The sequence below is a fragment of the Neisseria lactamica genome, assembly GCF_901482445.1.
Classification (GTDB): Bacteria; Pseudomonadota; Gammaproteobacteria; order Burkholderiales; family Neisseriaceae; genus Neisseria; species Neisseria lactamica.
Genome location: NZ_LR590477.1, coordinates 248,024 through 270,479 on the forward strand (window position 1 = coordinate 248,024; position 22,456 = coordinate 270,479).

22 protein-coding genes and 1 pseudogene are annotated in these 22,456 nt (G+C 54.2%); 12 read left to right on the forward strand and 11 right to left on the reverse strand.

All coding sequences use genetic code 11. The annotated features are described in order from the left end of the window. Nucleotides 1-50 precede the first annotated feature (50 nt). Nucleotides 51-671 (reverse strand): RlmE family RNA methyltransferase, encoded by a 621-nt coding sequence (locus FGL10_RS01415; RefSeq protein WP_003707307.1) that lies wholly within the window; start codon nt 669-671, stop codon nt 51-53. A gap of 109 nt (nt 672-780) precedes the next feature. Between FGL10_RS01415 and yhbY the strand changes: the two genes are divergently transcribed. Both yhbY and hemB read left to right on the forward strand, forming a co-directional pair. Beyond that, nucleotides 781-1,065, forward strand: coding sequence for a ribosome assembly RNA-binding protein YhbY (gene yhbY, locus FGL10_RS01420; protein ID WP_003707308.1), 285 nt, complete (start codon nt 781-783; stop codon nt 1,063-1,065). 144 nt (nt 1,066-1,209) lie between these two features. After that, the gene (hemB, locus tag FGL10_RS01425; protein ID WP_036469168.1) at nt 1,210-2,211 is read left to right on the forward strand and encodes a porphobilinogen synthase; all 1,002 of its coding nucleotides are present in this window, start codon (nt 1,210-1,212) and stop codon (nt 2,209-2,211) included. A gap of 62 nt (nt 2,212-2,273) precedes the next feature. Here the strand turns inward: hemB and FGL10_RS01430 are convergent, their stop codons facing one another. After that, a complete protein-coding gene (locus FGL10_RS01430; RefSeq protein ID WP_003707311.1) occupies nt 2,274-3,431 on the reverse strand; it encodes a trans-sulfuration enzyme family protein in 1,158 nt (385 codons plus the stop codon). Nucleotides 3,432-3,621: 190 nt separating this feature from the next. On the opposite strand from FGL10_RS01430, the gene folE2 reads away from it, so the two are divergent. Next, nucleotides 3,622-4,395 (forward strand): GTP cyclohydrolase FolE2, encoded by a 774-nt coding sequence (gene folE2, locus FGL10_RS01435; RefSeq protein ID WP_036469204.1) that lies wholly within the window; start codon nt 3,622-3,624, stop codon nt 4,393-4,395. A 113-nt stretch (nt 4,396-4,508) separates the two neighbouring features. Next, nucleotides 4,509-5,174, forward strand: a complete 666-nt coding sequence (locus FGL10_RS01440) for an NAD(P)H-dependent oxidoreductase (protein ID WP_003707315.1) — start codon at nt 4,509-4,511, stop codon at nt 5,172-5,174. A gap of 53 nt (nt 5,175-5,227) precedes the next feature. On the opposite strand, the gene FGL10_RS01445 is transcribed toward FGL10_RS01440, so the two are convergent. From FGL10_RS01445 to FGL10_RS01480, 7 genes are all read right to left on the reverse strand, one after another. Next, a complete protein-coding gene (locus FGL10_RS01445; RefSeq protein ID WP_003707316.1) occupies nt 5,228-5,986 on the reverse strand; it encodes a pseudouridine synthase in 759 nt (252 codons plus the stop codon). A 24-nt stretch (nt 5,987-6,010) separates the two neighbouring features. Further along, nucleotides 6,011-6,901, reverse strand: coding sequence for an NAD(+) kinase (locus tag FGL10_RS01450; RefSeq protein ID WP_003707318.1), 891 nt, complete (start codon nt 6,899-6,901; stop codon nt 6,011-6,013). Nucleotides 6,902-6,920: 19 nt separating this feature from the next. Then, nucleotides 6,921-7,487 (reverse strand): hypothetical protein, encoded by a 567-nt coding sequence (locus tag FGL10_RS01455; protein WP_036475001.1) that lies wholly within the window; start codon nt 7,485-7,487, stop codon nt 6,921-6,923. Nucleotides 7,488-7,537: 50 nt separating this feature from the next. Continuing rightward, a complete protein-coding gene (locus FGL10_RS01460; RefSeq protein WP_003707322.1) occupies nt 7,538-8,314 on the reverse strand; it encodes an SDR family oxidoreductase in 777 nt (258 codons plus the stop codon). Nucleotides 8,315-8,368: 54 nt separating this feature from the next. After that, nucleotides 8,369-9,019 carry a TetR/AcrR family transcriptional regulator gene (locus tag FGL10_RS01465; protein WP_003707324.1) on the reverse strand — a complete coding sequence of 217 codons (651 nt, stop codon included), beginning with the start codon at nt 9,017-9,019 and terminating at the stop codon, nt 8,369-8,371. Between the two features lie 11 nt (nt 9,020-9,030). Beyond that, nucleotides 9,031-10,071: a UDP-N-acetylmuramate dehydrogenase gene (murB, locus tag FGL10_RS01470; protein WP_036469172.1), complete on the reverse strand. Its 1,041-nt coding sequence runs from the start codon at nt 10,069-10,071 to the stop codon at nt 9,031-9,033. A gap of 178 nt (nt 10,072-10,249) precedes the next feature. After that, on the reverse strand, nt 10,250-11,629 hold the full coding sequence (locus FGL10_RS01480; protein WP_003707328.1) for an MATE family efflux transporter: 1,380 nt from the start codon (nt 11,627-11,629) through the stop codon (nt 10,250-10,252). Nucleotides 11,630-11,967: 338 nt separating this feature from the next. Here FGL10_RS01480 and FGL10_RS01490 point away from each other — a divergent pair, with 338 nt between their 5' ends. Then, nucleotides 11,968-13,119, forward strand: a complete 1,152-nt coding sequence (locus tag FGL10_RS01490; protein ID WP_003707329.1) for an ATP phosphoribosyltransferase regulatory subunit — start codon at nt 11,968-11,970, stop codon at nt 13,117-13,119. 104 nt (nt 13,120-13,223) lie between these two features. Then, nucleotides 13,224-14,522: an adenylosuccinate synthase gene (locus tag FGL10_RS01495; protein WP_036475004.1), complete on the forward strand. Its 1,299-nt coding sequence runs from the start codon at nt 13,224-13,226 to the stop codon at nt 14,520-14,522. Nucleotides 14,523-14,756: 234 nt separating this feature from the next. Here the strand turns inward: FGL10_RS01495 and htpX are convergent, their stop codons facing one another. Then, nucleotides 14,757-15,596, reverse strand: a complete 840-nt coding sequence (gene htpX / locus FGL10_RS01500) for a protease HtpX (RefSeq protein ID WP_003707338.1) — start codon at nt 15,594-15,596, stop codon at nt 14,757-14,759. A gap of 215 nt (nt 15,597-15,811) precedes the next feature. Between htpX and adk the strand changes: the two genes are divergently transcribed. The 6 genes and pseudogenes from adk to FGL10_RS12995 all read left to right on the forward strand — a co-directional run. Next, nucleotides 15,812-16,459, forward strand: a complete 648-nt coding sequence (gene adk / locus FGL10_RS01510) for an adenylate kinase (RefSeq protein ID WP_013449205.1) — start codon at nt 15,812-15,814, stop codon at nt 16,457-16,459. A 105-nt stretch (nt 16,460-16,564) separates the two neighbouring features. Further along, entirely contained in the window at nt 16,565-17,296 is a 732-nt protein-coding gene (gene pyrF / locus FGL10_RS01515) for an orotidine-5'-phosphate decarboxylase (RefSeq protein WP_003707342.1), read from the forward strand. A 95-nt stretch (nt 17,297-17,391) separates the two neighbouring features. After that, entirely contained in the window at nt 17,392-17,784 is a 393-nt protein-coding gene (locus FGL10_RS01520) for a DUF2185 domain-containing protein (protein WP_003707344.1), read from the forward strand. A gap of 104 nt (nt 17,785-17,888) precedes the next feature. Further along, the gene (gene hldA / locus FGL10_RS01525) at nt 17,889-18,851 is read left to right on the forward strand and encodes an ADP-heptose synthase (protein ID WP_003707346.1); all 963 of its coding nucleotides are present in this window, start codon (nt 17,889-17,891) and stop codon (nt 18,849-18,851) included. A gap of 140 nt (nt 18,852-18,991) precedes the next feature. Further along, nucleotides 18,992-19,996 carry an ADP-glyceromanno-heptose 6-epimerase gene (gene rfaD, locus FGL10_RS01530; RefSeq protein ID WP_003707348.1) on the forward strand — a complete coding sequence of 335 codons (1,005 nt, stop codon included), beginning with the start codon at nt 18,992-18,994 and terminating at the stop codon, nt 19,994-19,996. Between the two features lie 82 nt (nt 19,997-20,078). After that, nucleotides 20,079-20,233, forward strand: a pseudogene (locus tag FGL10_RS12995) (IS5/IS1182 family transposase); the annotation flags it as partial. Here FGL10_RS12995 and clpA read toward each other — a convergent pair. After that, the gene (clpA, locus tag FGL10_RS01535; RefSeq protein WP_003707352.1) at nt 20,180-22,456 is read right to left on the reverse strand and encodes an ATP-dependent Clp protease ATP-binding subunit ClpA; all 2,277 of its coding nucleotides are present in this window, start codon (nt 22,454-22,456) and stop codon (nt 20,180-20,182) included. The pseudogene FGL10_RS12995 and the gene clpA sit on opposite strands and share 54 nt — an antisense overlap.

Below are 22,456 nucleotides of genomic sequence, written 5' to 3' on the forward strand. Positions count from 1 at the left end.
ATAATTGAGGTGTAAAACGGAAATGATTGTAAAGCACGCCGTCTGTATTGTCAGCGTTTATTTTTGCCCAATAAATAAATCTCACTGGAGCGATTGCGCGAGGCTTCGGGTTTGCGCGTCTGCACCGTGCCGAAAATTTCGCGCATGGCCGCCATGTATTCCTGATAGCCTGCTCCCTGAAAGACTTTGACTAAAAAGCTGCCGCCGGTTTTCAGGTGTTGCGAGGCGAAGTCCAAAGCCAGTTCGCACAAATAAAAGCTGCGCGCCTGATCGCTTACGGCGTTTCCCGACATATTGGGCGCCATATCGCAGATTACAAGGTCTAAGGGGCGGTTGTTTAATAAGCCTTCAAATTGCGCCAAAACGTCGTTTTCCCTGAAGTCGCCCTGAATGAAGGATACGCCCCCTATGGGTTCCATAGGCAGGATGTCCAAGGCGAAAACTGCTCCGGAAGTACCTGTCAGCTTGGCGGCAACCTGCGACCAGCTTCCCGGCGCGCTGCCCAAGTCGGCAAGTACCGTGCCGGGTTTGATTAATTTGTCTTTTTCGTTGATTTCCAGCAGTTTGTATGCGGCGCGGGCGCGATAGCCGTCTTTTTGCGCCATATGGACATAGTGATCGTTGACGTGTTCGTGCAGCCACGCTTTTGAGGATTTGGAACGTACAGCCATAGTGGTTCGCGGGTCGGAATGGAAACTGCGTATTGTACGTTAATTTTGCCGTTGCCGTGCCAAATCGCGTACAATGCGGGGCTATCCTTTTTATTCAGGCAGCAGTGAAATGTCCGATACGAAATTAACGACCAAAGAAATTTTGGAATTGAAAGCGCGCGCGCATCATTTGAATCCCGTCGTGATGGTCGGGCAGCAGGGTCTGACGGATTCCGTCATCAGGGAAACCGATGCCGCGCTGACGGCGCATGAGTTGATTAAGGTGCGCGTGTTCGGCGACGACCGTGCCGAACGTGTCGAAATCTGTAATGCCTTGTGTGAGGCGGTTGACGCGCAACTGATCCAACATATCGGGAAACTTTTGGTATTGTGGCGTAAGAATATCGAAGCCTGATTTTAGGGGCGGTATGTCGAAACAGCCGTTTTTCGGTGTTGCGGAGACGGTTGTCCGTATATCTGCCCGATGCCGTCTGCAAGTGTTTTTGTGTTGCAGGTTTCATATGGTTTGAGTGATTTGCAGGATGATTGGAGGGATGTTATGCAGTTTCCTTACCGCAATGTTCCGGCTTCGCGTATGCGCCGTATGCGCAGGGACGATTTTTCACGCCGCCTGATGCGCGAGCATACGCTGACTGCCGATGATTTGATTTATCCGGTGTTCGTATTGGAGGGATCGGTGCGCGAGGAGGATGTGCCTTCTATGCCGGGCGTGAAGCGTCAAAGTTTGGACAGGCTGCTGTTTACGGCGGAAGAGGCGGTGAAGCTCGGTATTCCGATGCTGGCACTGTTCCCCGTGGTTACGGCAAACAAAACCGAGCGTGCGGAGGAGGCGTACAATCCCGAAGGACTCGTGCCGACAGCCGTCCGCGCCTTGCGCGAGCGTTTCCCGGAACTGGGCATTATGACGGATGTCGCGCTCGATCCTTATACGGTTCACGGTCAGGACGGACTGACGGACGAAAACGGTTATGTGATGAACGATGAAACCGTAGAAGTCTTGGTGAAACAGGCTTTGTGCCACGCTGAAGCGGGTGCGCAGGTGGTTGCCCCTTCCGATATGATGGACGGGCGTATTGGTGCGATTCGCGAGGCTTTAGAGGATGCCGGGCATATCCATACGCGGATTATGGCGTATTCCGCCAAATATGCTTCTGCATTCTACGGCCCTTTCCGTGATGCGGTAGGCAGTTCGGGGAATTTGGGCAAGGCAGATAAAAAGACCTATCAGATGGATCCGGCAAATACTGATGAGGCGTTGCACGAAGTGGCGTTGGACATTCAGGAAGGTGCGGATATGGTGATGGTGAAGCCCGGTTTGCCGTATTTGGATGTTGTCCGCCGCGTGAAGGACGAGTTCGGCGTACCGACTTATGCCTATCAGGTTTCGGGCGAATATGCGATGCTGCAGGCGGCGGTTGCCAACGGCTGGCTGGATGGCGATAAAGTGGTTTTGGAAAGCCTGCTGGCATTCAAACGTGCGGGCGCGGATGGGATTTTGACCTATTATGCCATTGAGGCGGCCAAGATGCTGAAGCGTTGATATTTGATTCGCAATATTGAAATGCTGTCTGAAACTATGGTTTCAGACAGCATTTTTACGGTTTACAAAGTTGTATCGAGTGCGGCGGAAATATCGTTCCAAATATCGTCCGCGTCTTCGGTGCCGATGGAGAAGCGCAGCAGACCGACTTTGATGCCCATTTCCATTTTCACATTATGCGGCACGCCGCTGTGGGATTGGGAGTAGCAGTGGTTGACCAAACTTTCCACGCCGCCGAGGCTGGAAGCCATTTTGACCAGTTTCATGTTTTTAATCACGCTGTTTGCCGCTTCACGCGTGTCGTTTTTGAGATAAACCGTCACCACGCCGCCGATGCCTTTGGGCATTTGTGTTTTCGCCAGTTCGTAATGTTCGTGCGACGGCAGGCCGGGATGGAACACTTTTTCTATGGCAGGATGGGCTTCCAAACGGCGCGCGATTTCGAGTGCGTTTTTGCAGTGTGCCTCCATACGCAGGGCAAGCGTTTTGATGCCGCGCAACACCAGCCAGCAGTCCATCGGGCCGGCAACCGCGCCGGTATGCACCATCATATCGTGCAAAGGCTGCGCCAGCTCTTTGGTTTTGGCAACGACGATGCCCATCAATACGTCGGAATGGCCGCACAAATATTTGGTAGCGGAATGGAACACAAAATCGCAACCCATATCCAAGGGCTGTTGCAGATACGGCGTGGCGAAGGTGTTGTCGATGCCGACCAGCGCACCGGCCGCTTTGGCTTTCGCGGCAAGGGCTTTAATGTCCACCAAGCGCAAAAGCGGATTGGACGGCGTTTCCAGCCAAACCAGTTTGACCTTGTGTGCTTTGAGCAATTCGTCCAAATTATCCGGATTGCCCAAATCGGCAAAAACGACGTTCACCCCCCATTTTTGATAAACATCGACCAATAAGTCATACGCGCCGCCGTAAATATCGGCGACGGCGACAATGGTATCGCCAGGGCGCAGGAAAGTACGCCACACGGCATCAATGCCCGCCATACCGCTGGAAAATGCAAAGCCGGCCGCACCGTGTTCCAAATCGGCAACGGTGTCTTCTAAAATCTGACGGGTCGGGTTGCTCAGGCGCGAATAACGGTAAGGCACATTTTCGCCGATTTCGTGCAGCGCAAACATACTGTTTTGATAAATCGGCGGCATCAGCGCGCGGTTGTGTTCGTCGCAATCGTAGCCGGAATGGATGGCTTGGGTGGCGAATTTCATCTGTTTCTGCCTTGTAAGATATGAATAAGTCGGGATTTTATCACTATCCCGAAAATAGAAACAATCAATGCAGCCGCTAAAAGCGAGTGATATAATCTCGCATTTGCAGATTGACGGTATATTCCCCGGCGGAAACGCCATACCATGCACACATCTCAACAATTACATGAATATTAAGGAAAAACAACGCATGAGTGCCATTGCAGACGTGCAATCCAGCAGAGATTTACGCAACCTGCCGATCAATCAGGTCGGCATTAAAGACCTGCGCTTCCCGATTACCATGCAAACCGCCGAAGGAACGCAATCCACGGTTGCCCGCCTGACCATGACGGTCTACCTGCCCGCCGAGCAGAAGGGTACGCATATGTCGCGTTTTGTCGCATTGATGGAGCAACATACCGAAGCCTTGGATTTTGCACAATTGCACAGGCTTACTGCCGAAATGGTCGCGCTTTTGGATTCCCACTCAGGCAAAATCAGCGTTTCTTTCCCATTTTTCCGCAAGAAAACCGCCCCGGTTTCCGGTATTCAATCTTTACTGGATTATGATGTCTGCCTCACGGGCGAAATCAAAGATGGGGCATACGGCCACAGTATGAAAGTCATGATTCCCGTAACCTCGCTTTGCCCGTGTTCCAAAGAAATTTCCCAATATGGCGCGCACAACCAGCGTTCGCACGTTACCGTCAGCCTGACTGCCGATGCCGAAGTCGGTATCGAGGAAGTCATCGATTATGTGGAGGCACAGGCAAGCTGCCAACTCTACGGCCTGCTCAAACGCCCCGATGAAAAATACGTTACCGAAAAGGCCTACGAAAATCCGAAATTCGTGGAAGATATGGTGCGCGATGTCGCTACTTCGCTGATTGCCGACAAACGCATCAAGAGTTTCGTTGTCGAGAGCGAGAATTTCGAATCTATCCACAACCATTCGGCTTATGCCTATATCGCGTATCCGTAGGCGTGTTTGAGATGATCCAAATGCCGTCTGAAGGGCATTGGGGCGGCATTCTCGAATCTGCCGCCGTATCGGCTTGAAATCAATTTGCAATCAAAGTAATAAAAGGATGCACGATGACAGTATTAAGTAAAGAGCAGGTTCTATCCGCATTTAAAAACCGCAAATCGTGCCGGCATTACGATGCGGCACGCAAAATCAGTGCCGGGGATTTTCAGTTTATTTTAGAACTCGGGCGTTTGTCGCCCAGTTCGGTCGGTTCGGAGCCTTGGCAGTTTGTTGTGGTTCAAAATCCCGAAATCCGACAGGCCATCAAGCCGTTTTCTTGGGGTATGGCGGATGCTTTGGATACCGCCAGTCATTTGGTGGTGTTTTTGGCAAAGAAAAATGCCCGCTCCGACAGCCCGTTTATGTTGGAAAGCCTCAAACGGCGCGGTGTTACCGAACCGGATGCCGTGGAAAAATCTTTGGCGAGGTATCAGGAGTTTCAAGCTGACGATATCAAGATTTTAGACAATCCGCGCGCCTTGTTTGACTGGTGTTGCCGCCAGACCTATATCGCGTTGGCCAACATGATGACGGGTGCGGCTATGGCGGGTATCGATTCCTGTCCGGTGGAAGGTTTCAACTATGCCGATATGGAACGCGTATTGTCCGGGCAGTTCGGTTTGTTCGATGCGGCAGAATGGGGCGTGTCCGTCGCCGCGACATTCGGCTACCGCGTTCAGGAAATCGCCACGAAAGCGCGCAGGCCCTTGGAAGAAACCGTTATTTGGGCATAAGGCAATGCCGTCTGAAAACGCAAGGATTTTCAGACGGCATTTTTTATGCTTATTTAAAACGATTCGCCGGGAGCGAGATAACGCCATTTGCCGGGCGGCAGCCTGCCGAGTTTGACCTTGCCCATACGGATGCGTTTCAGTCCGACGACGCGCAGCCCGACCAGTTCGCACATACGGCGGATTTGCCGCTTTTTACCTTGTTTCAATACGAAACGCAGTTGGTCTTCGTTTTGCCATTCTACTTTGGCGGGACGCAGTTTCTCGCCGTCCAAACTCAATCCGTGATTCAGTAAGGCAAGTCCTTTTTCGTCCAATTTGCCGCGCACGCGCACCAGGTATTCTTTTTCACTGCCGCTGTTTTCGCCGATAAGCTGCCTGGCGATACGGCCGTCTTGCGTCAACACCAGCAATCCGACCGAGTCGATGTCGAGCCTGCCGGCGGAAGCCAGGCCGATTTTGTGTTTCGGATCGAAACGGATGCGGCCGGTGTCGCCTTCCCAGCGATTTTCAGGGGTAATCAGTTCGGCGGCGGATTTATAGCCTTTTTCCGCTTGTGCGCTGACATAGCCGACGGGTTTGTTCAACAGGATGGTAATGCGTGCCGCCTGCTGTTCGTGGGCTTTCTTGTCCAGTTCGATACGGTCTGCCGGTAAAACTTTCTGGCCGAGTACGGCGGTTTTGCCGTTGACCGTTACCCGGCCCTGTTCGATATAGCCGTCGGCTTCGCGGCGCGAACAAAGTCCCAGTTGCGCCATGCGTTTGGAGAGGCGCATCGTATCTTCTGTATGGTCGGAGGAAATTTTGGAATTCATGGGTACTTTCGGGTAAAGGCCGGCTTAGACCAATTGCTCGCCCCAGTGCAGTTTTTGGCGCAGGGTTTTGAAATATTGGTAGTCGGTCGGGTGTAGGATGCGTAAGGGGTTGCGGTAGCGGCGGATGGTAATGCGGTCGAGGTTTTGCACGTCGATATGGGTTTGACCGTCAAAATGGACGCGCGCGTCGCCGCCTTGGGTAACGAGGATTTCGATTTCGGACGTGTCGGGAATGGCGATGGGGCGGTTGGTCATGGATTGCGGGCAGATGGGTACGAGTGTGAAGGCGTGTAATCCTGCCTGCATAATGGGGCCGCCGGCGGCAAGCGAATAGGCGGTCGATCCGGTGGGGGTGGAGACAATCAGCCCGTCCGAACGTTGTGTATAGACGAATTCACGATTGACGAAGACTTCAAATTCTATCATCTGTCCGGCACCGCCACGGGAGAGGACGGCATCGTTGAGGGCGAGAGCGCGTTCGGCGGTTTTGCCTTCGCGGATCAGTGCGGCTTCAATCAGGATGCGCTCTTCGGCAAGGTATTTTCCTTCTAAAACAGGCAATAGCTTGTCTGTCATATATTCGCGGGGAATTTGGGTAAGAAAGCCCAAATGACCTTGGTTGATGCCGATAATCGGAACGGCGCGCGGGGCGATTTCGCGGGCGGCGGAGAGAAAGGTGCCGTCTCCGCCCAAGACGGCGACCAGGTCGCAGTATTGCCCCAGTTCGGTCTTGTTGACGATGTGGCAGCCGTCGGTGTCTTGGGTATAGATGCAGCATTCCCTTATGCCGACTTCGTCGAGATAGACGGTAAAGCCGTGCTGCTTCAAAAAGGTAATCAGCGTGTGCGCGGTGTCTTGGATGTCGGGCGTGTTGGGGCGGGTTACGATGCCGATGTTGTGAAAAGGGCTGTTCATGTCGGATGCCGTCTGAAGGTTAGTCTATCCAAATGTCGCGTTCGAGCCGATCGAGGCGTTCGTTGAGGCGTTCCACTCCGTCGCGCAGTCTGCTTATTTCGTTGAGGCAGTCGGCAAGGGCTTCGCCGCCGATGTTTGCGGACTCGGGTTCGCGGGAAAATCCGCCGATTTGTCCGGCTATGCTTTTGCCGATTTGTTTGATACTGTGTCCGATGTCGGCGGCACGGCTGCCGATGCCGTCCTGCGTGCTGAAAATCCGTACCAATTCGTCCGATGCGCGGGAACGCAGGCTGCCGAGCAGGGACAGCACCGCGATACCGAGGATGAGGTCGCCTTCGAGCCCGATGTCGCCCGCCCCGGGTTCGCCGCCTTGGAGGATTTTCTGTATCGCGCTGTCGCGGAAGGTAATTTCGGTGTCCGCAAAGCCGTTTCCCGCCGCGAGCAAACCGTCTTCCGTGATGCGTCCCGCCAGTTTCAACCCGGCAATGTTCAGGGTCAGTGTTTTGCCTGCAAAGGCGGCAAGTTCCGAGCGGCTGTCCAGGCTTTGCAGAATCAGGCGGTTGATGATGGGGAGGAGGGCGGACATATTTTCTGATTGGGGCGGAGAATGCCTGTTTGTTGCTGTTGCCGCTTATTTTACAGGCTTAAGCCGTTATCGCAAACGGTACGGATGATTTTGCCACTGCTGTCGTCGGGTGCGAAATCGGGAGCCGGCAAGCCGAGTTTGGCGGCTTCTTCCGTATAGAATTCGCGTCGTGTCGGGTGGCGCGGTTCAATAATGTTTTTCAGCCGCCTGCCGCCGGGGTTAAATGCCGTCTGAAACAGGCTTTCGACGGCGATATTACGGTGGACGATGTTGATGGGGCGGTTGCCGCCCGGGATGTTTTGCTTTTGAACAAGGCGGCTGACGGGATGGCGTTCGGCGCAATAAAGCCCGCCCAGCCGCAGGATGTCGATGTTCGGAACGCCGCTGTCGAGCAGGTGTTGTTCGGCGGCGAGGATTTGGCGGGCGGACTCGGTTTGCGGATCGGGTAGGGCGGTTTCGTCGCATTCGCGCGCTGTATCGCCGTAAACGCTGATACTGCTTGTGAAAATCAGGTGTTGCACGTTGCACGCCCGGGCAAGTTCTGCCCATTGTTTGACGGTGTCGGCGTAATGCGTCAGAGAGGAGGGCGGCAGCAGGAAGAACCAGACGGGTTTGTCGGCGTGGTGCCGCCACAATGCCGTCTGAAAGGCGCCGGTGCTGCCGAGGTCGATGGTGTCGAGGTGTATGGGCAGGTTGATATCGTCCGAAGTCAGGCTGCGCTTGACGGCGGAAACGCGGCTGCCGTGTCCGTAAAACTTTTGTGCCAGCGGCAGGCCGAGATAGCCTAGGCCCGTGATGGAGATATGGGGCGGGGGAACTGTGCTCATTCGCTGATACCGTCGGGCAAGTGCCGTCTGAAAACTGATTCGGACATTATGGGTTTACAGGTTGCCGTTGCCGATTTTCCAGTCGTATTCCGCGCGGTGTTCGGGCAAAAGATAAGGGCGCAGGAGGCTTAAGGTACGACGGACGCCGCGTGCTTTGGAGTCTTCGGTCAGCTTGGTGCGTCCGCGCAGCGAGCTGTCGAAGTCGAACCAGTATTTCGTGATCATCCACATATTGACGGCGAGGTCGTTCATAGCGGTTTGGTCGGCTTGGATGATGTTTAATCCGTTGAGCTGGGTGAGCAGCTTGACCAAGAGCGGGGAGACTTTGGCTTGCGTGAAGGTATTGTGTTCGCCCAACAATTCGGCACTGCGCGCAAGCAGGGTGTTCACGTCGCTAAAGAGGAAACGGTATTCCCACATCACGTCGTAAATGCCCGCCATATAGTTGATGGAGTCTTCCACATCAGACGGCAATACGGCTTCATTCAGGTAGGCAAGCAGGGCTTCGCTGTAACGTTTGAACAGTTGGACGATGATTTCGTCTTTGTTGCGGAAGTGGTAATAAAGATTGCCCGGACTGATGCCCAAATGCGCCGCGATATGGTTGGTGCTGATGTTGCGCTCGCCTTCCTCGTTGAAAAGCGCAAGACCGGCATCGATGATGCGTGTGTAGGTGTTGATTTTGGCGGTGCGGGTCACGGGCATACTCCTTGGATTTACAGGCTGTACGAGGCAGGCAGCCAATTAGGTTCGGCGTGCAATTCTACCTGAAACCGAGCAAATACTGTAAATTTGATGTGTTGCGCCAACTGCCAAACATCGTTTGCCGAGGCATTGTTTTTGTTCACCAAAACCAAAGCCTGTTTGTCGTGTACCGCCGCGCCGCCGATTTGAAAGCCTTTCAGACGGCATTGGTCGATCAGCCAGCCGGCGGCGAGTTTGACCGAACCGTCGGGCTGCGGATAGCGCGGCATATCGGGATGCTGCTGCAACAGGGTGGCGGCTTTTTCCGCGCTGACGACGGGGTTTTTAAAGAAACTGCCGACATTGCCCAAAATGCCCGGATCGGGCAGTTTGCGGCGGCGGACGGCGCACACCGCATCGGAAACGTCTTTCGCCGTTATTTCCCTGCCGGCGCACCGTTCGGCAACCGCTGCCGCCAAATCGCCGTAGCCCAAGTTCGGCTCGAAACGCTCTTTCAGGGCGAATACGACAGAAACAATCACATAACGCCCTTTGCCTTCCTGCTTGAACAGGCTTTCGCGGTAGGCGAAGCGGCAGTCGGCATTGGAAAGCTCGACAAAGGTTTCCGTATCCAAATCGAAGCAGCGCACGCTGTGAATCACGTCTTTCGCTTCCACGCCGTATGCGCCGATGTTTTGCACGGGCGACGCGCCGACCGTGCCCGGAATCAGGCTCAGGTTTTCCAGACCGTTCAAGCCCAGCGCGACGGTGTGCAGGACAAAATCGTGCCAAATTTCTCCCGCCTGCGCTTCAATCAGAACCATGCCGTCTGAACGCGCAATCTCGCGTATTCCCTTGTTTTCCATATGCACGACCAGTCCGGCGTAATCCTGCATCAAAAGGATGTTGCTGCCGCCGCCGAGCCATAAAACGGTATTGCGGTCGAACTCGGGCAGTCGGACGATGTCGCGCAACCCGTCGGCGTGTTCGAGCGCGATAAAGGCTTGGGCTTGGGCGTGCAGGCCGAAAGTGTTGTAGGGGGTGAGGTCGGTTCGGTATCGGATGGGTTGCATAATTTGAACTTTAAAACAGGTATTGTCGACGGCGGGCTTCAGCCCATTGTTTCCATAGTGGATTAACAAAAATCAGGACAAGGCGACGAAGCCGCAGACAGTACAGATAGTACGGCAAGGCGAGGCAACGCCGTACTGGTTTTTGTTAATCCACTATATATTTTAATCGGCGGCGTTTTCAGACGGCCTTATGCGATTTGACCCTCTCTTTACTGCAAAGCTCCAAACACCATACCAATGCGGCGGCGGCAATGGCGAGGGAAACCGTCAGCGCGGTCCAGAAACCATAAATGCCCATATCGAAACGGTAGGCGAGCAGGTAGCCCGGCAGCAGCCCGCAGCCCCAAAAGGCGGCGGCGTGGATAAGCATAGGCACTTTGGTCACTTTGTAGCCGCGCAAGGCGTAGGACGCGATACATTGTGTGGCATCCGCCAATTGGAATACCGCCGAAAACAGTAAAACCGTTGAAGCAATGCCCAAAACCGCCGCATCGGCAGTATAAAGCGAAGCCAAAGGACGGTGCATCACAACCAAAAACAGCGCGGTCAGAATGGCGAGCATCCAGCCCAACGCCAGCGACACGCCCGAAATATAACGCGCCGTCAGGAAGCCGCGCCGCCCCAGCGAAAAGCCCACGCGCACCGATCCCGCCAGCCCCACGCTTTGCGGCACCATATACAAAATCCCCGTCAGGCTCAAAGCCACCTGCTGCCCGGCGACATAATCGCTGCCGAAAGGCGCGACCAAAAACGCGACAAACGAAAACGCGCTGGCTTCCAAAAAATAAGACAGCCCGACGGGCGCGCCGATTTTCCAAATCTGTTTGAACACCGCCCGATCCGGCTTGCCGAATTTTGCCGTCAGTCCGAACGGGCGGAAGAATTTTTCCTTGGCGATATAAAGCCACAACGCCAGCGCGCCAAACCAAAACACCGCCGCCGTTGCCACGCCGCAGCCTGCGCCGCCCAAAGCGGGCATGCCGAATTTGCCGTAAACGAAAATATAGTTCAGCGGCACGTTCAACACAAACGCCGCAAAGCTGACCAGCATAATCACGCGCGGGCGGTTGAGGCTGGACGCGTAGGCGTGTAAGGCGCGGTGCACCATCGCCGCCGGCATCGCCAGCCCGGCAAACACCATATATCGCGCCATCGTGCCTTCCACATAATCGTTCAAGGTCAGCCAGTTGCGGAACGGCGTAATCGCCGCCCACAACAGAATCATCCCGAATATGCCCAAACACAGCCCGAACCAAACCCCCTGCCGCCCCGTTTCGCCCACTTCGCCGGTTTTGCCCGCGCCGTAAAGCAGGGAAATCATCGGATTCAGTGCCGCCATAATGCCGATAAAGGTAATGTAAACCGTGGTAAACGCACTGTTGCCCAAAGCCACCGCCGCCAAGTCCTCCTTGCCCGCACCGCCCGCCATCACGGTATCGACGAAACCGATGCCCACCTGCGCGACCTGCGCCAGCAGTATGGGCAGGGCAAGGGAGGCGAGCAGGCGGATTTCTTTCAGGAAGACGGAAAAGGAAAAGCGGTTGAGGTCGAGCAGCATAAGATAGGCATTCAATCAACAAAAATGCCGTCTGAAGCAGGAAACGGCAGTCTGGAACAACGGAAGGTAAAGATGCTTATTATATAGTAAAGGGCGTGTTGCCGGCAGGAGGCGGCGGGGGGAGTGTAAAGGCATATTCAGGTTGTATGTATTTTATGGTAAAGTTTGGTTTTAATCATTTGGCGGCGGCAGGCTGCCGGATAGGGGCCGATCGGATTCGGAATCGGAAAGCGGCACCGCCGCTTGGAAAGCGGTATGGTGCGGTTCGGCGGGTGTGCCGTATGATTCCGGGCCGGCGGCCTTTTGTGTTTACAGGATAAAACAAAAGGCGGATTCTTATGCAGACTTGGCAGCTTCCGGAACATATCGCCGACGTATTGCCCACGAACGCGCGGCAGCTTGAAAGCGCGCGGGAGCGGTTGTTGGCGTTGTTCCGCGTACACGGTTACGAGTTGGTCCAACCCCCGTTGATGGAATACAGCCACTCCCTGCTGACGCATATTGACGCGGGCTTGTCTTTGAAAACCATTTTGGTGGTCGATCAGCTGAGCGGCAGGCAGCTGGGCATCCGTGCGGATATTACGCCGCAAGTGGCGCGTATCGATGCCCATCTTTTGTCCGCCAATCAAGGGATTAACCGATTGTGCTACGCGGGTCCCGTGTTGCACGCGCGCCCGGACGGGCTGTCCAATATGCGCGAACCTTTGCAGGCGGGGGCGGAAATGTACGGTTTCGCCGACATCCGCGGCGACATCGAGCTGATAGACCTTATGCTGAAAAGCATGAAAATTGCCGATATGGGCAAAGTGCTGCTTTCGCTGGGGCATATCGGCATATTCCGCGCCTTGTCCGATGCGGCGCATTTGGATGCGGGGCAGTCCGCAACGCTGCTTGCCTTGATGCAGGATAAGGATACTAGGGCGGTCGAAGCGCAGGTCAAGGCTTGGAAGCTGGACGGTATGTGGGCAAAAGCATTCTCGCTGCTGCCGCGCCTGTACGGCGGACGGGAAGTGTTGTCCGCCGCGCGCGGACGGTTGCCGGATTTGTCGGCGGTCGGTAACGCGTTGGACGAATTGCAGGCGGTGTGCGACGCATTTCCCGATTGTGAAATCCATATCGACTTGTCCGAGCTGCGCGTCGACAATTACCACACAGGTTTGGTGTATGCCGCCTATGCCGCCGATTTCCACGACGCGGTCGCGCGCGGCGGGCGTTATGACGGATTGGGCGGATATTTCGGCAGGGCGCGCCCGGCAACGGGATTCAGTTTCGACTTGCGCAGCTTTATCGGGCGTTTGCCCGCCATCGAACGGCAGCCCGCCGTGTCGGTCGATGCGGAAGATGCCGAAGCGGCGCGCGAAGCAATTGAAACGCTGCGCGCGCAGGGGCAGTGTGTCGTGATCGATTACGGTATCGGACACAATGTTTCGGAAGAGCTTGCAGGCCGTCTGAAAAAGACAGACGGCGTTTGGCAGGTCGTGAAACGCTAAATACCCGTTCACGGCGGATGAAAGGCAAATCGCTGCGGGGCGCAAAGCCGCGCCGGTTTGGGGATTTTCCGCAATAATTTTCAATATCGATAGGTTATATGGCTATGGCTAAAAATGTTGTAGTAATCGGCGCACAGTGGGGCGACGAGGGTAAAGGTAAAATCGTTGACTGGCTGGCGGAAGAAGCCGGCGGCGTGGTGCGTTTCCAAGGCGGCCACAATGCCGGACACACTTTGGTCGTCGGCGGCAAAAAAACCATTTTGCGCCTGATTCCGAGCGGCATTCTGCATGAAAACCTGGACTGCTTTATCGGTTCGGGCGTTGTCGTTTCCCCCGAAGCCCTGTTGGGCGAAATCGACGAGTTGAACGCGGCAGGCGTGAAAAACGTCGAAGGCCGTCTGAAAATCGCGCCGACCTGCCCGCTGATCCTGCCTTACCACATCGCGCTCGACCAAGCCCGCGAAGCATCGCGCGGCAAAGGCAAAATCGGCACGACCGGCCGCGGCATCGGCCCTGCCTACGAAGACAAAGTGGCACGCCGCGCCATCCGCGCCGCCGATTTGCTGCATCCCGAAAAACTGCGTGAAAAACTGGATGCCGTCCTTGCCTATTACAATGTCCAACTGCAACATCTGCACAATGCCGAGCCGGTGAAAGCGGAAGACGTGATGGCGGTTATCGAAAAAGTCGCGCCGCGCATTGCGCCGATGATTGCCGACGTATCCTGCGTGTTGAACGAGAAAAACAAAAACGGCGAAAAACTGCTGTTTGAAGGCGCACAAGGTACGCTGTTGGACATCGACTACGGCACTTATCCCTTCGTTACCTCGTCCAACTGCCTCGCAGGCGCGGCTTCGGCAGGCGCGGGCGTAGGCCCCCAAATGCTGGATTATGTTTTGGGCATCGTTAAAGCCTATACCACGCGCGTCGGTTCGGGCCCGTTCCCGACCGAATTGTTCGACGAAGTAGGCGCAGGTTTGGCGGAGCGCGGACACGAATTCGGTTCGGTAACCGGCCGCGCGCGCCGCTGCGGCTGGTTCGATGCCGCCGCCCTGAAACGCTCCATCCAAATCAACGGCATTTCCGGTATGTGCATTACCAAGCTGGACGTGATGGACGGCGTTGAAACCATCAATATCTGCGTCGGCTACGAATTGCCCGACGGCGGCAAAACCGACATCCTGCCTTGCGGTTCGGATGCGGTAGAAGCCTGCAAACCGATTTACGAAACAATGGAGGGTTGGAAAGAATCGACTTTCGGCATCAAAAATTATGACGAACTGCCCGACAATGCCAAAGCATATTTGAAACGGATTGAAGAAGTCTGCGGCGCGCCGGTCGCCATCGTCTCCACCGGTCCCGACCGCGAAGAAACGATTGTGCTGCATCATCCGTTCGCATAAGGTTTTGCAGTGAAAATGCCGTCTGAAGCCCTAATTGGTTTCAGACGGCATTTTTACCGCTGTTTTATCTGATATTTTCTGTTTGGACGCGGTTTGTCGGGGTATATCAATGCGGCGTATCCGGTGCGGAAACGGATAAGGTCGATGCCGGTATGGCAACCCCGATGTTTTCAGACGGTATATACGAAAAAACCGTACTGCTTGCGCGTACGGTTTTTGTCGTTTCAAATCGGTTTAGAGCGATTTGAGGCGGGCGATGCGGTTGTCCAGTGAAGGGTGGGTGCTGAGCAGGGAGTCGCGCGTATCTCCGGCGATGCCCATTGCGTTCATTTCTTCGGGCAGGTCGACAGGATTGCCTTTAAGCCTTTGCAGGGCAGAAATCATTTTCGGCGCGCCGACCAGTTTTGCCGCCCCCGCATCGGCGCGGTATTCGCGCTGGCGGCTGAACCACATGACAATTAAGCTGGCAAGGAAGCCGAACAGGATTTGGAACACCACGCTGACCAGGAAGTAAGTTCCCTGCGACTGGCTGCCGTCGTTGTTTCGGGCAATCAGGTTGGCAATAATGCGCGACAGGAATACGACAAAGGTATTAACCACCCCTTGAATCAGCGTCAGCGTAACCATATCGCCGTTGCCGACGTGTGCCATTTCGTGCGCCAATACGGCTTCTACTTCGTCGCGCGTCATATGGTCGAGCAAACCGGTGCTGACGGCAATCAGGGAGCTGTTTCTCGATGCGCCCGTGGCAAAGGCATTGGGTTCGGGAGAGCGGTAGATGGCGACTTCGGGCGTTTTCAGATTCCATTGCCGCGCTTGGGCTTCGACAGTGTTCAAAAGCCAGGCTTCTTCTTCGGTGCGCGGCGTGTCGATGACTTCCGCGCCGACCGATTGTTTGGCGATGAATTTGGACATCAACAGCGAAATAATCGAACCAGTGAAGCCGACGACGGCGGAATACGCCAACAGGCTGCCCGCGCCGCCCCGGCTGTTGATGCCCAGAACCGCCAAAACAATACTGATTACGACCAAAATAGCGATATTGGTCGCCAAAAACAGAAAAATGCGTTTCACGGATGTTCCTTTTTGGTAGGGTGCGATGTTTTGAAATTTTGGGGATTGTCCCAAAAAGTTGCCGGCTTGTGAATATTAAGCTCGGCAAATGTATGCAAAACATTTGCTTGCAAACGGCGGTGTGCGCGGCCGGTTTTTTGAACTATTGCTCCAAGCCGTGTAGAATTGTGAACAATCTGTTCGGCTTTATTAAATATATTGGAAAGGACGACTTTATGAAAGCATTACTCTTAGGCGCGCCGGGCGCGGGCAAAGGCACTCAGGCGCAATTCATCACTGCCGCGTTCGGCATTCCGCAAATTTCCACCGGCGATATGCTCCGCGCTGCGATTAAAGCAGGTACGCCGCTGGGTTTGGAAGCGAAAAAAATCATCGATGAAGGCGGTTTGGTGCGCGACGACATCATTATCGGTATGGTCAAAGAACGCATCGCGCAAGACGACTGCAAAAACGGTTTCCTGTTCGACGGCTTCCCGCGCACGCTGGCACAAGCCGAAGCGATGGTTGAAGCCGGTGTGGATTTGGACGCGGTTGTTGAAATCGACGTACCCGACAGCGTGATTGTCGACCGCATGAGCGGCCGCCGCGTGCATTTGGCTTCCGGCCGTACCTACCACGTTACCTACAATCCGCCCAAAGTCGAAGGCAAAGACGACGTAACCGGCGAAGATTTGATTCAACGCGACGACGATAAAGAAGAAACCGTGAAAAAACGCCTTGCCGTTTACCACGAGCAAACCGAAGTGCTGGTCGATTTTTACAGCAAACTGGAAGGCGAACACGCGCCTAAATACATCAAAGTCGACGGCACTCAACCGGTAGAAGCTGTGAAAGCCGAAGTATTGAAAGGTTTGGGCAAATAAGTTTTGCCGAGTCGGAAATGCCGTCTGAAAAAATATTTTCAGACGGCATTTTGTGTATGAAAGCTGTTAAAATCGAAGTTGTAACCGTTTATCCGCAGGCATCTTATGAATCCCTTGATTTTCGACTTCCAAACTCCGCAACAACGCACCCCCGTCATCGTCGCCCTTGATTTTGCCAACGAAAAAGACACGCTCGGATTTGTCCGCAATCTTGACCTGACATTGTGTCAAATCAAAATCGGTAAAGAGCTGTTTACCGCAACCGGGCGCAATTTGGCGGAAAGCTTAATCAATCAAGGTTTCAAACTTTTCCTCGATTTGAAATACCACGATATTCCCCACACCGTCGCGCAAGCCTGCAAAGTTGCCGCCGACATGGGCGTGTGGATGGTCGATATGCACGCATCGGGCGGCAGACGCATGATGGAAGCCGCCGCCGAAGCCGTTGCCGGATACGGCACGAAGCCGCTCTTGATCGGCGTAACCGTGTTGACCAGTATGGAGCAAAGCGATTTGGCGGAAATCGGTTTGAACATCGCCCCTGAAGAACAAGTCATCCGTTTGGCGAAACTGGCGCAAAGTTCGGGCTTGGACGGCGTGGTCTGTTCCGCCCAAGAAGCCGCGCCGCTGCGCCGCGAATTGGGGCAGGATTTTGTCTTGGTCACGCCCGGCATCCGCTTGGACGTTGCCGGCAACAACGACGACCAACGCCGCATTATGACACCGGCCGAAGCCTTGGCGGCAGGTTCGACTTATCTGGTGATGGGCCGCCCCGTTACCCAAGCCGCCGATCCGGTAGCCGTATTGCGCGAAGTGAACCGCGTGGCAAATGCTTAAACATCAACAAGTTTGATGCTGTTCAAAGAAACTGCCTCACTTTGATACGGTAGATAAATAGCCGGAAAATTTTAGCTTAGAAAGGAATTTATCCAATGTCTCAATGTGGTTCGGATGTGAGCAATATTTTTGATTATGATGCATTTCCAGAAGATGATTTGCTTGTAAAGGATACCCCTGTCGGGTGGTATGCGATTGTGTCGCATAAAATTGTCGAAGAGGGGCTTCCTATTAAATTTATGTATCGGGAACATCAAGGGGATTTACCATTTGACAGCGGATGGCGAGTATTTTCCGGAACAGAAGATGATGAATACACGAATAACCCTGAAAATTTTACCTTTCATAGTTTGACGCGGCTTACTCATTATCAAGCAGATGTTGGGGAGCTGTTTTGGGCGGATATAGGTAGCGTTTTTGAGAAAAAAGAAGGAGAGGATTGCTTTTCACCTGTTACCGATTGGTCTCCTTTTGACTTTGAAGAATAATAAAAAGCCGGATTTTATTATTAATCAGTAAATTTGTCAGATAATTACTGAGAATACAGTGAAGTTTTCACACACAAAAAACAACTTATTTTGGAGTGCATAAAATGCCCGCCAAGTTTCAACAAGAAACCCTCAAATTCCGTTTCTCGCAAGCCAAAGTCCTGGTGGTCGGCGACGTGATGCTCGACCGCTATTGGTTTGGCGACGTGTCCCGTATTTCGCCTGAAGCCCCTGTGCCGGTGGCAAAAATCGGACGTATCGACCAACGCGCGGGCGGTGCGGCGAACGTTGCGCGCAATATCGCTTCGTTGGGCGGCAAAGCAGGGCTGTTGTCGGTAACCGGCGATGACGAAGCCGCCGACGCGCTCGACGCGCTGATGGTGCAGGACGGCGTTACCTCCTATCTGATGCGCGATAAACAAATCGCCACCACCGTCAAACTGCGCGTCATCGCCCGCAACCAGCAGCTTATCCGCCTTGATTTTGAAGAACATCCCAACCGTGAAGTGTTGGAACAAATCAAGCAGAAATACCGCGAAATCTTGCCCGAATACGACGCAATTATTTTTTCAGACTACGGCAAAGGCGGCCTGTCGCACATCTCCGATATGATCGATTGGGCGAAACACGCGGGCAAAACTGTATTAATCGACCCCAAAGGCGACGATTACGAAAAATACGCCGGTGCCACACTGATTACGCCCAACCGCGCCGAATTGAAAGAAGTGGTCGGCAGTTGGAAAAACGAAAATGATTTGACCGAAAAAGCCCAAAACCTGCGCCGCCACCTCGACTTGACCGCCGTTTTACTGACCCGAAGCGAAGAAGGCATGACCTTGTTCAGCGAAGGCGAACCCATTTACCAGCCCACCCGCGCCCAAGAAGTTTACGACGTATCCGGTGCAGGCGACACCGTTATTGCCGGAATGGGCTTGGGGCTGGCGGCAGGCTGCACGATGCCTGAAGCCATGCACCTTGCCAATACTGCGGCAGGGGTTGTCGTGGCGAAACTCGGTACGGCGGTCTGCTCGTTTGACGAGTTGAACAAGGCATTGGAAGAGCAGTAATTGCTGTTTCAGACGGCCTCAAAAGTTTAAACGCCGTCTGAAGCCGGTATAGGCAAATCATTGAGGCAACAAATTTTTATTTCCGGGCGGCAGGGTGTTTTCCAACGCCGTCTGAAAAGTCAAAACAAAGGAAACCCAATATGACCATCATCGTAACAGGCGCGGCCGGCTTTATCGGCAGCAACATCGTCAAAGCACTTAACCAGCGCGGTATTACCGACATTGTTGCCGTCGATAATCTGACAAAAGGCGAAAAATTCAAAAACCTTGCCGAGTGCGAAATCGCCCATTATCTCGACAAACACGAATTTATCCGCCAAGTGAGGGAACACATTTTACCTTATCAAAACATCGAAGCCGTGTTCCATCAAGGCGCGTGTTCCGATACGATGAACCACGACGGTTTGTATATGATGGAAAACAACTACCAGTACACGCTGGATTTGCTGGACTGGTGTCAGGAGGAACGCATCCCCTTCCTTTATGCTTCCAGTGCGGCGGTTTACGGAAAAGGCGAAATCTTCCGCGAAGAGCGCGAACTGGAAAAACCGCTCAATGTGTACGGCTACTCCAAATTCCTGTTTGACCAAGTATTGCGCCGCCGCATGAAAGAAGGTCTCACTGCCCAAGTCGTCGGCTTCCGCTACTTCAACGTTTACGGACAACACGAACAACACAAAGGGCGCATGGCATCCGTCGCCTTCCACCATTTCCACCAATACCGCGAACACGGTTACGTCAACCTGTTCGGCAGCAACGACGGCTACGGCAACGGCGAACAAACCCGCGACTTCGTCAGCGTCGAAGACGTTGCCAAAGTCAACCTCTACTTCTTCGACCATCCCAACCTCTCCGGCATCTACAACCTTGGAACAGGCCGCAGCCAACAGTTCAACGAACTCGCCGCCGCCACCGTCAACGCCTGCCGCGCCGCCGAAGGCAAACCTGAAATGAGCTTGAAAGAGCTGGTAGAAGAAGAACTTATCCGCTACATCCCATTTCCCGACGCGCTCAAAGGCAAATACCAAAGCTTCACCCAAGCCGACATTACCAAATTGCGCGAAGCCGGATACAAGGAAGAATTTTTCGATGTCAAATCAGGTGTCGACCGCTACGTCAAATGGATGCTGGAAAATTTGGCTTAAACACGATTGGTAATTTTGTTTGAAAGAAAATGCCGTCTGAACCTTTCAGACGGCATTTTTGATTTTATGCGGAGGCGGTTTTTATAGTGGAGTAAATTTAAATCAGGACAAGGCGACGAAGCCGCAGACAGTACAAATAGTACGGCAAGGCGAGGCAACGCCGTACTGGTTTTTGTTAATCCACTATATTTTGACCTTGCTTTTCTTAAACTTCAACACGGCTTCTTCTTTTGCCGCATCCCAGTCTATCCGCACGAAGCCGCCGTCGGATAGTTTGCCGAACAGGAGTTCGTCGGCGAGCGGTTTGCGGATTTTTTCCTGAATCAGGCGGTGCATCGGGCGCGCACCCATTTGCGGGTCGAAACCTTTTTCCGCCAGATATTTGCGCAAGGCCGGTGTGAATTCGGCTTCGACTTTCTTGTCGAGGAGCCGGTGTTCGAGCTGGAGCAGGAATTTGTCCACGACTTTGGCGATAATGGGTTCGGACAGGGGTGCAAACGGGATAACCGCGTCCAAGCGGTTGCGGAACTCGGGCGTGAAGAGCTTGTTGATTGCCTGCATTTCGTCGCCGCGTTCGCGTTTGGCGGTAAAGCCGAGGCCGGGGCGGCTGAGGCTTTCCGCGCCCGCGTTGGTGGTCATAATCAGGATGACGTTGCGGAAATCGGCACTCTTGCCGTTGTTGTCGGTCAGTTTGCCTGCGTCCATGACTTGCAGGAGGACGTTGAAAATGTCGGGGTGGGCTTTTTCGATTTCGTCCAAGAGCAATACGCAATGCGGCTGTTTGTTGACGGCTTCGGTCAAAAGGCCGCCCTGTTCGAAGCCGACGTAGCCCGGCGGCGCGCCGATGAGGCGCGATACGGCGTGGCGTTCCATGTATTCGGACATATCAAAGCGTTGCAGCGGTATGCCCAGCGAATAGGCAAGCTGTTTGGCGGCTTCGGTTTTGCCCACGCCGGTCGGGCCGGAGAAAAGGAAGCTGCCTATCGGTTTGTCGGGCAGCCCCAAGCCCGAGCGCGACATTTTGACGGCGGCAACCAGCGCGTCGATGGCGTTTTCCTGACCGTAAACCATGTTTTTCAAATCGCGGCCGAGGAATTGCAGCACTTGTTTGTCGTCGTGCGACACGGTTTTTTCGGGAATCCGCGCAACTTTGGCGATGACGGTTTCGATTTGCGCTTTGCCGATGACTTTTTTCTGTTTGGATTTGGGCAGAATCCGTTGCGCCGCGCCTGCTTCGTCCATCACGTCGATGGCTTTGTCGGGCAGGAAGCGTTCGTTGATGTAGCGTGCGGAAAGTTCGGCGGCGGCTTCGAGTGCGCCTTGCGTGTAGCGGACTTGGTGGAAGCCTTCAAACATCGGTTTCAAGCCGCGCAGGATTTGCACGGTTTCGGACACGGTGGGTTCGACCACGTCGATTTTTTGGAAGCGGCGGCTTAAGGCGTGGTCTTTGTCGAAAATGGTGCGGTATTCGTCGTAAGTGGTTGCGCCGATACAGCGCAGCGTACCTTTCGCCAATGCGGGTTTGAGCAGGTTGGACGCGTCCATCGTGCCGCCGCCGGTGCTGCCCGCGCCGATGATGGTGTGGATTTCGTCGATAAACAAAATAGCGTGTGGGATTTTTTCGAGCTGTTTCAATATGGATTTGATACGCGCTTCAAAGTCGCCCCGGTATTTCGTGCCCGCCAAAAGCGAACCCATATCCAGCGCGTACACTTCGGCATCTTTGAGCGCGTCGGGAATGTCGCCATTGACGATTTGATGTGCCAAACCTTCCGCCAGCGCGGTTTTGCCCACGCCGGCCTCGCCGACTAAAAGCGGATTGTTTTTGCGGCGGCGGCACAGGATTTGCACCAGCCGTTCCATTTCGTGTTTTCTGCCGATTAAGGGATCGATACGGCCGGCTTTGACTTCGGCGTTGAGGTTGACGGTGTACGCCGATAAAGGGTTTTTGCCCGATGCGGTGCGGCTTTCGCCATCGCCGGCGATGCCGTCTGAAGCAGGGTTGCCATCGTCTTCATCTTCATCGGGCGAACCGTGGGCGATGCAGCGCAAAATTTCAAAACGCGTAACCGATTGCAAACCCAAAAAATAAACGGCGTGGCTGTCGGTTTCGCTCATCAGCGCGACCAAAACGTCCAACGGTTCGACTGCGGCTTTGCCTGCCGATTGGGTATGCACCATCGCCCGTTGCATCACGCGTTGGAAGCCCAGCGTGGGCCGGGTTTCGACCGTGTCTAAAAGGTGGTCGGGAATCAGGGGGGTGTTTTCGGCAACGCTGGCGGCGAGTTGTTCGGACACCACTTTCAAATCCGTACCGCAGAGCTTGAGAACGTTGTGGACGGAGGCATCTTCTTCGATGAGTACCAAAAGCAGATGCTCGAGGCTGATAAATTCATAATGGGCGTTGCGCGCCTCGCGGTAAAGCTGCTGCAAAATCTGTTCCAATTCGGGTGCAAGCAT

Coding starts and splice junctions, on each gene's coding strand:
- FGL10_RS01415 (WP_003707307.1), bottom strand. CDS start 671: ATGGCTGTACGTTCCAAATCCTCAAAAGCGTGGCTGCACGAACACGTC.
- yhbY (WP_003707308.1), top strand. CDS start 781: ATGTCCGATACGAAATTAACGACCAAAGAAATTTTGGAATTGAAAGCG.
- hemB (WP_036469168.1), top strand. CDS start 1,210: ATGCAGTTTCCTTACCGCAATGTTCCGGCTTCGCGTATGCGCCGTATG.
- FGL10_RS01430 (WP_003707311.1), bottom strand. CDS start 3,431: ATGAAATTCGCCACCCAAGCCATCCATTCCGGCTACGATTGCGACGAA.
- folE2 (WP_036469204.1), top strand. CDS start 3,622: ATGAGTGCCATTGCAGACGTGCAATCCAGCAGAGATTTACGCAACCTG.
- FGL10_RS01440 (WP_003707315.1), top strand. CDS start 4,509: ATGACAGTATTAAGTAAAGAGCAGGTTCTATCCGCATTTAAAAACCGC.
- FGL10_RS01445 (WP_003707316.1), bottom strand. CDS start 5,986: ATGAATTCCAAAATTTCCTCCGACCATACAGAAGATACGATGCGCCTC.
- FGL10_RS01450 (WP_003707318.1), bottom strand. CDS start 6,901: ATGAACAGCCCTTTTCACAACATCGGCATCGTAACCCGCCCCAACACG.
- FGL10_RS01455 (WP_036475001.1), bottom strand. CDS start 7,487: ATGTCCGCCCTCCTCCCCATCATCAACCGCCTGATTCTGCAAAGCCTG.
- FGL10_RS01460 (WP_003707322.1), bottom strand. CDS start 8,314: ATGAGCACAGTTCCCCCGCCCCATATCTCCATCACGGGCCTAGGCTAT.
- FGL10_RS01465 (WP_003707324.1), bottom strand. CDS start 9,019: ATGCCCGTGACCCGCACCGCCAAAATCAACACCTACACACGCATCATC.
- murB (WP_036469172.1), bottom strand. CDS start 10,071: ATGCAACCCATCCGATACCGAACCGACCTCACCCCCTACAACACTTTC.
- FGL10_RS01480 (WP_003707328.1), bottom strand. CDS start 11,629: ATGCTGCTCGACCTCAACCGCTTTTCCTTTTCCGTCTTCCTGAAAGAA.
- FGL10_RS01490 (WP_003707329.1), top strand. CDS start 11,968: ATGCAGACTTGGCAGCTTCCGGAACATATCGCCGACGTATTGCCCACG.
- FGL10_RS01495 (WP_036475004.1), top strand. CDS start 13,224: ATGGCTAAAAATGTTGTAGTAATCGGCGCACAGTGGGGCGACGAGGGT.
- adk (WP_013449205.1), top strand. CDS start 15,812: ATGAAAGCATTACTCTTAGGCGCGCCGGGCGCGGGCAAAGGCACTCAG.
- pyrF (WP_003707342.1), top strand. CDS start 16,565: ATGAATCCCTTGATTTTCGACTTCCAAACTCCGCAACAACGCACCCCC.
- FGL10_RS01520 (WP_003707344.1), top strand. CDS start 17,392: ATGTCTCAATGTGGTTCGGATGTGAGCAATATTTTTGATTATGATGCA.
- hldA (WP_003707346.1), top strand. CDS start 17,889: ATGCCCGCCAAGTTTCAACAAGAAACCCTCAAATTCCGTTTCTCGCAA.
- rfaD (WP_003707348.1), top strand. CDS start 18,992: ATGACCATCATCGTAACAGGCGCGGCCGGCTTTATCGGCAGCAACATC.
- clpA (WP_003707352.1), bottom strand. CDS start 22,456: ATGCTTGCACCCGAATTGGAACAGATTTTGCAGCAGCTTTACCGCGAG.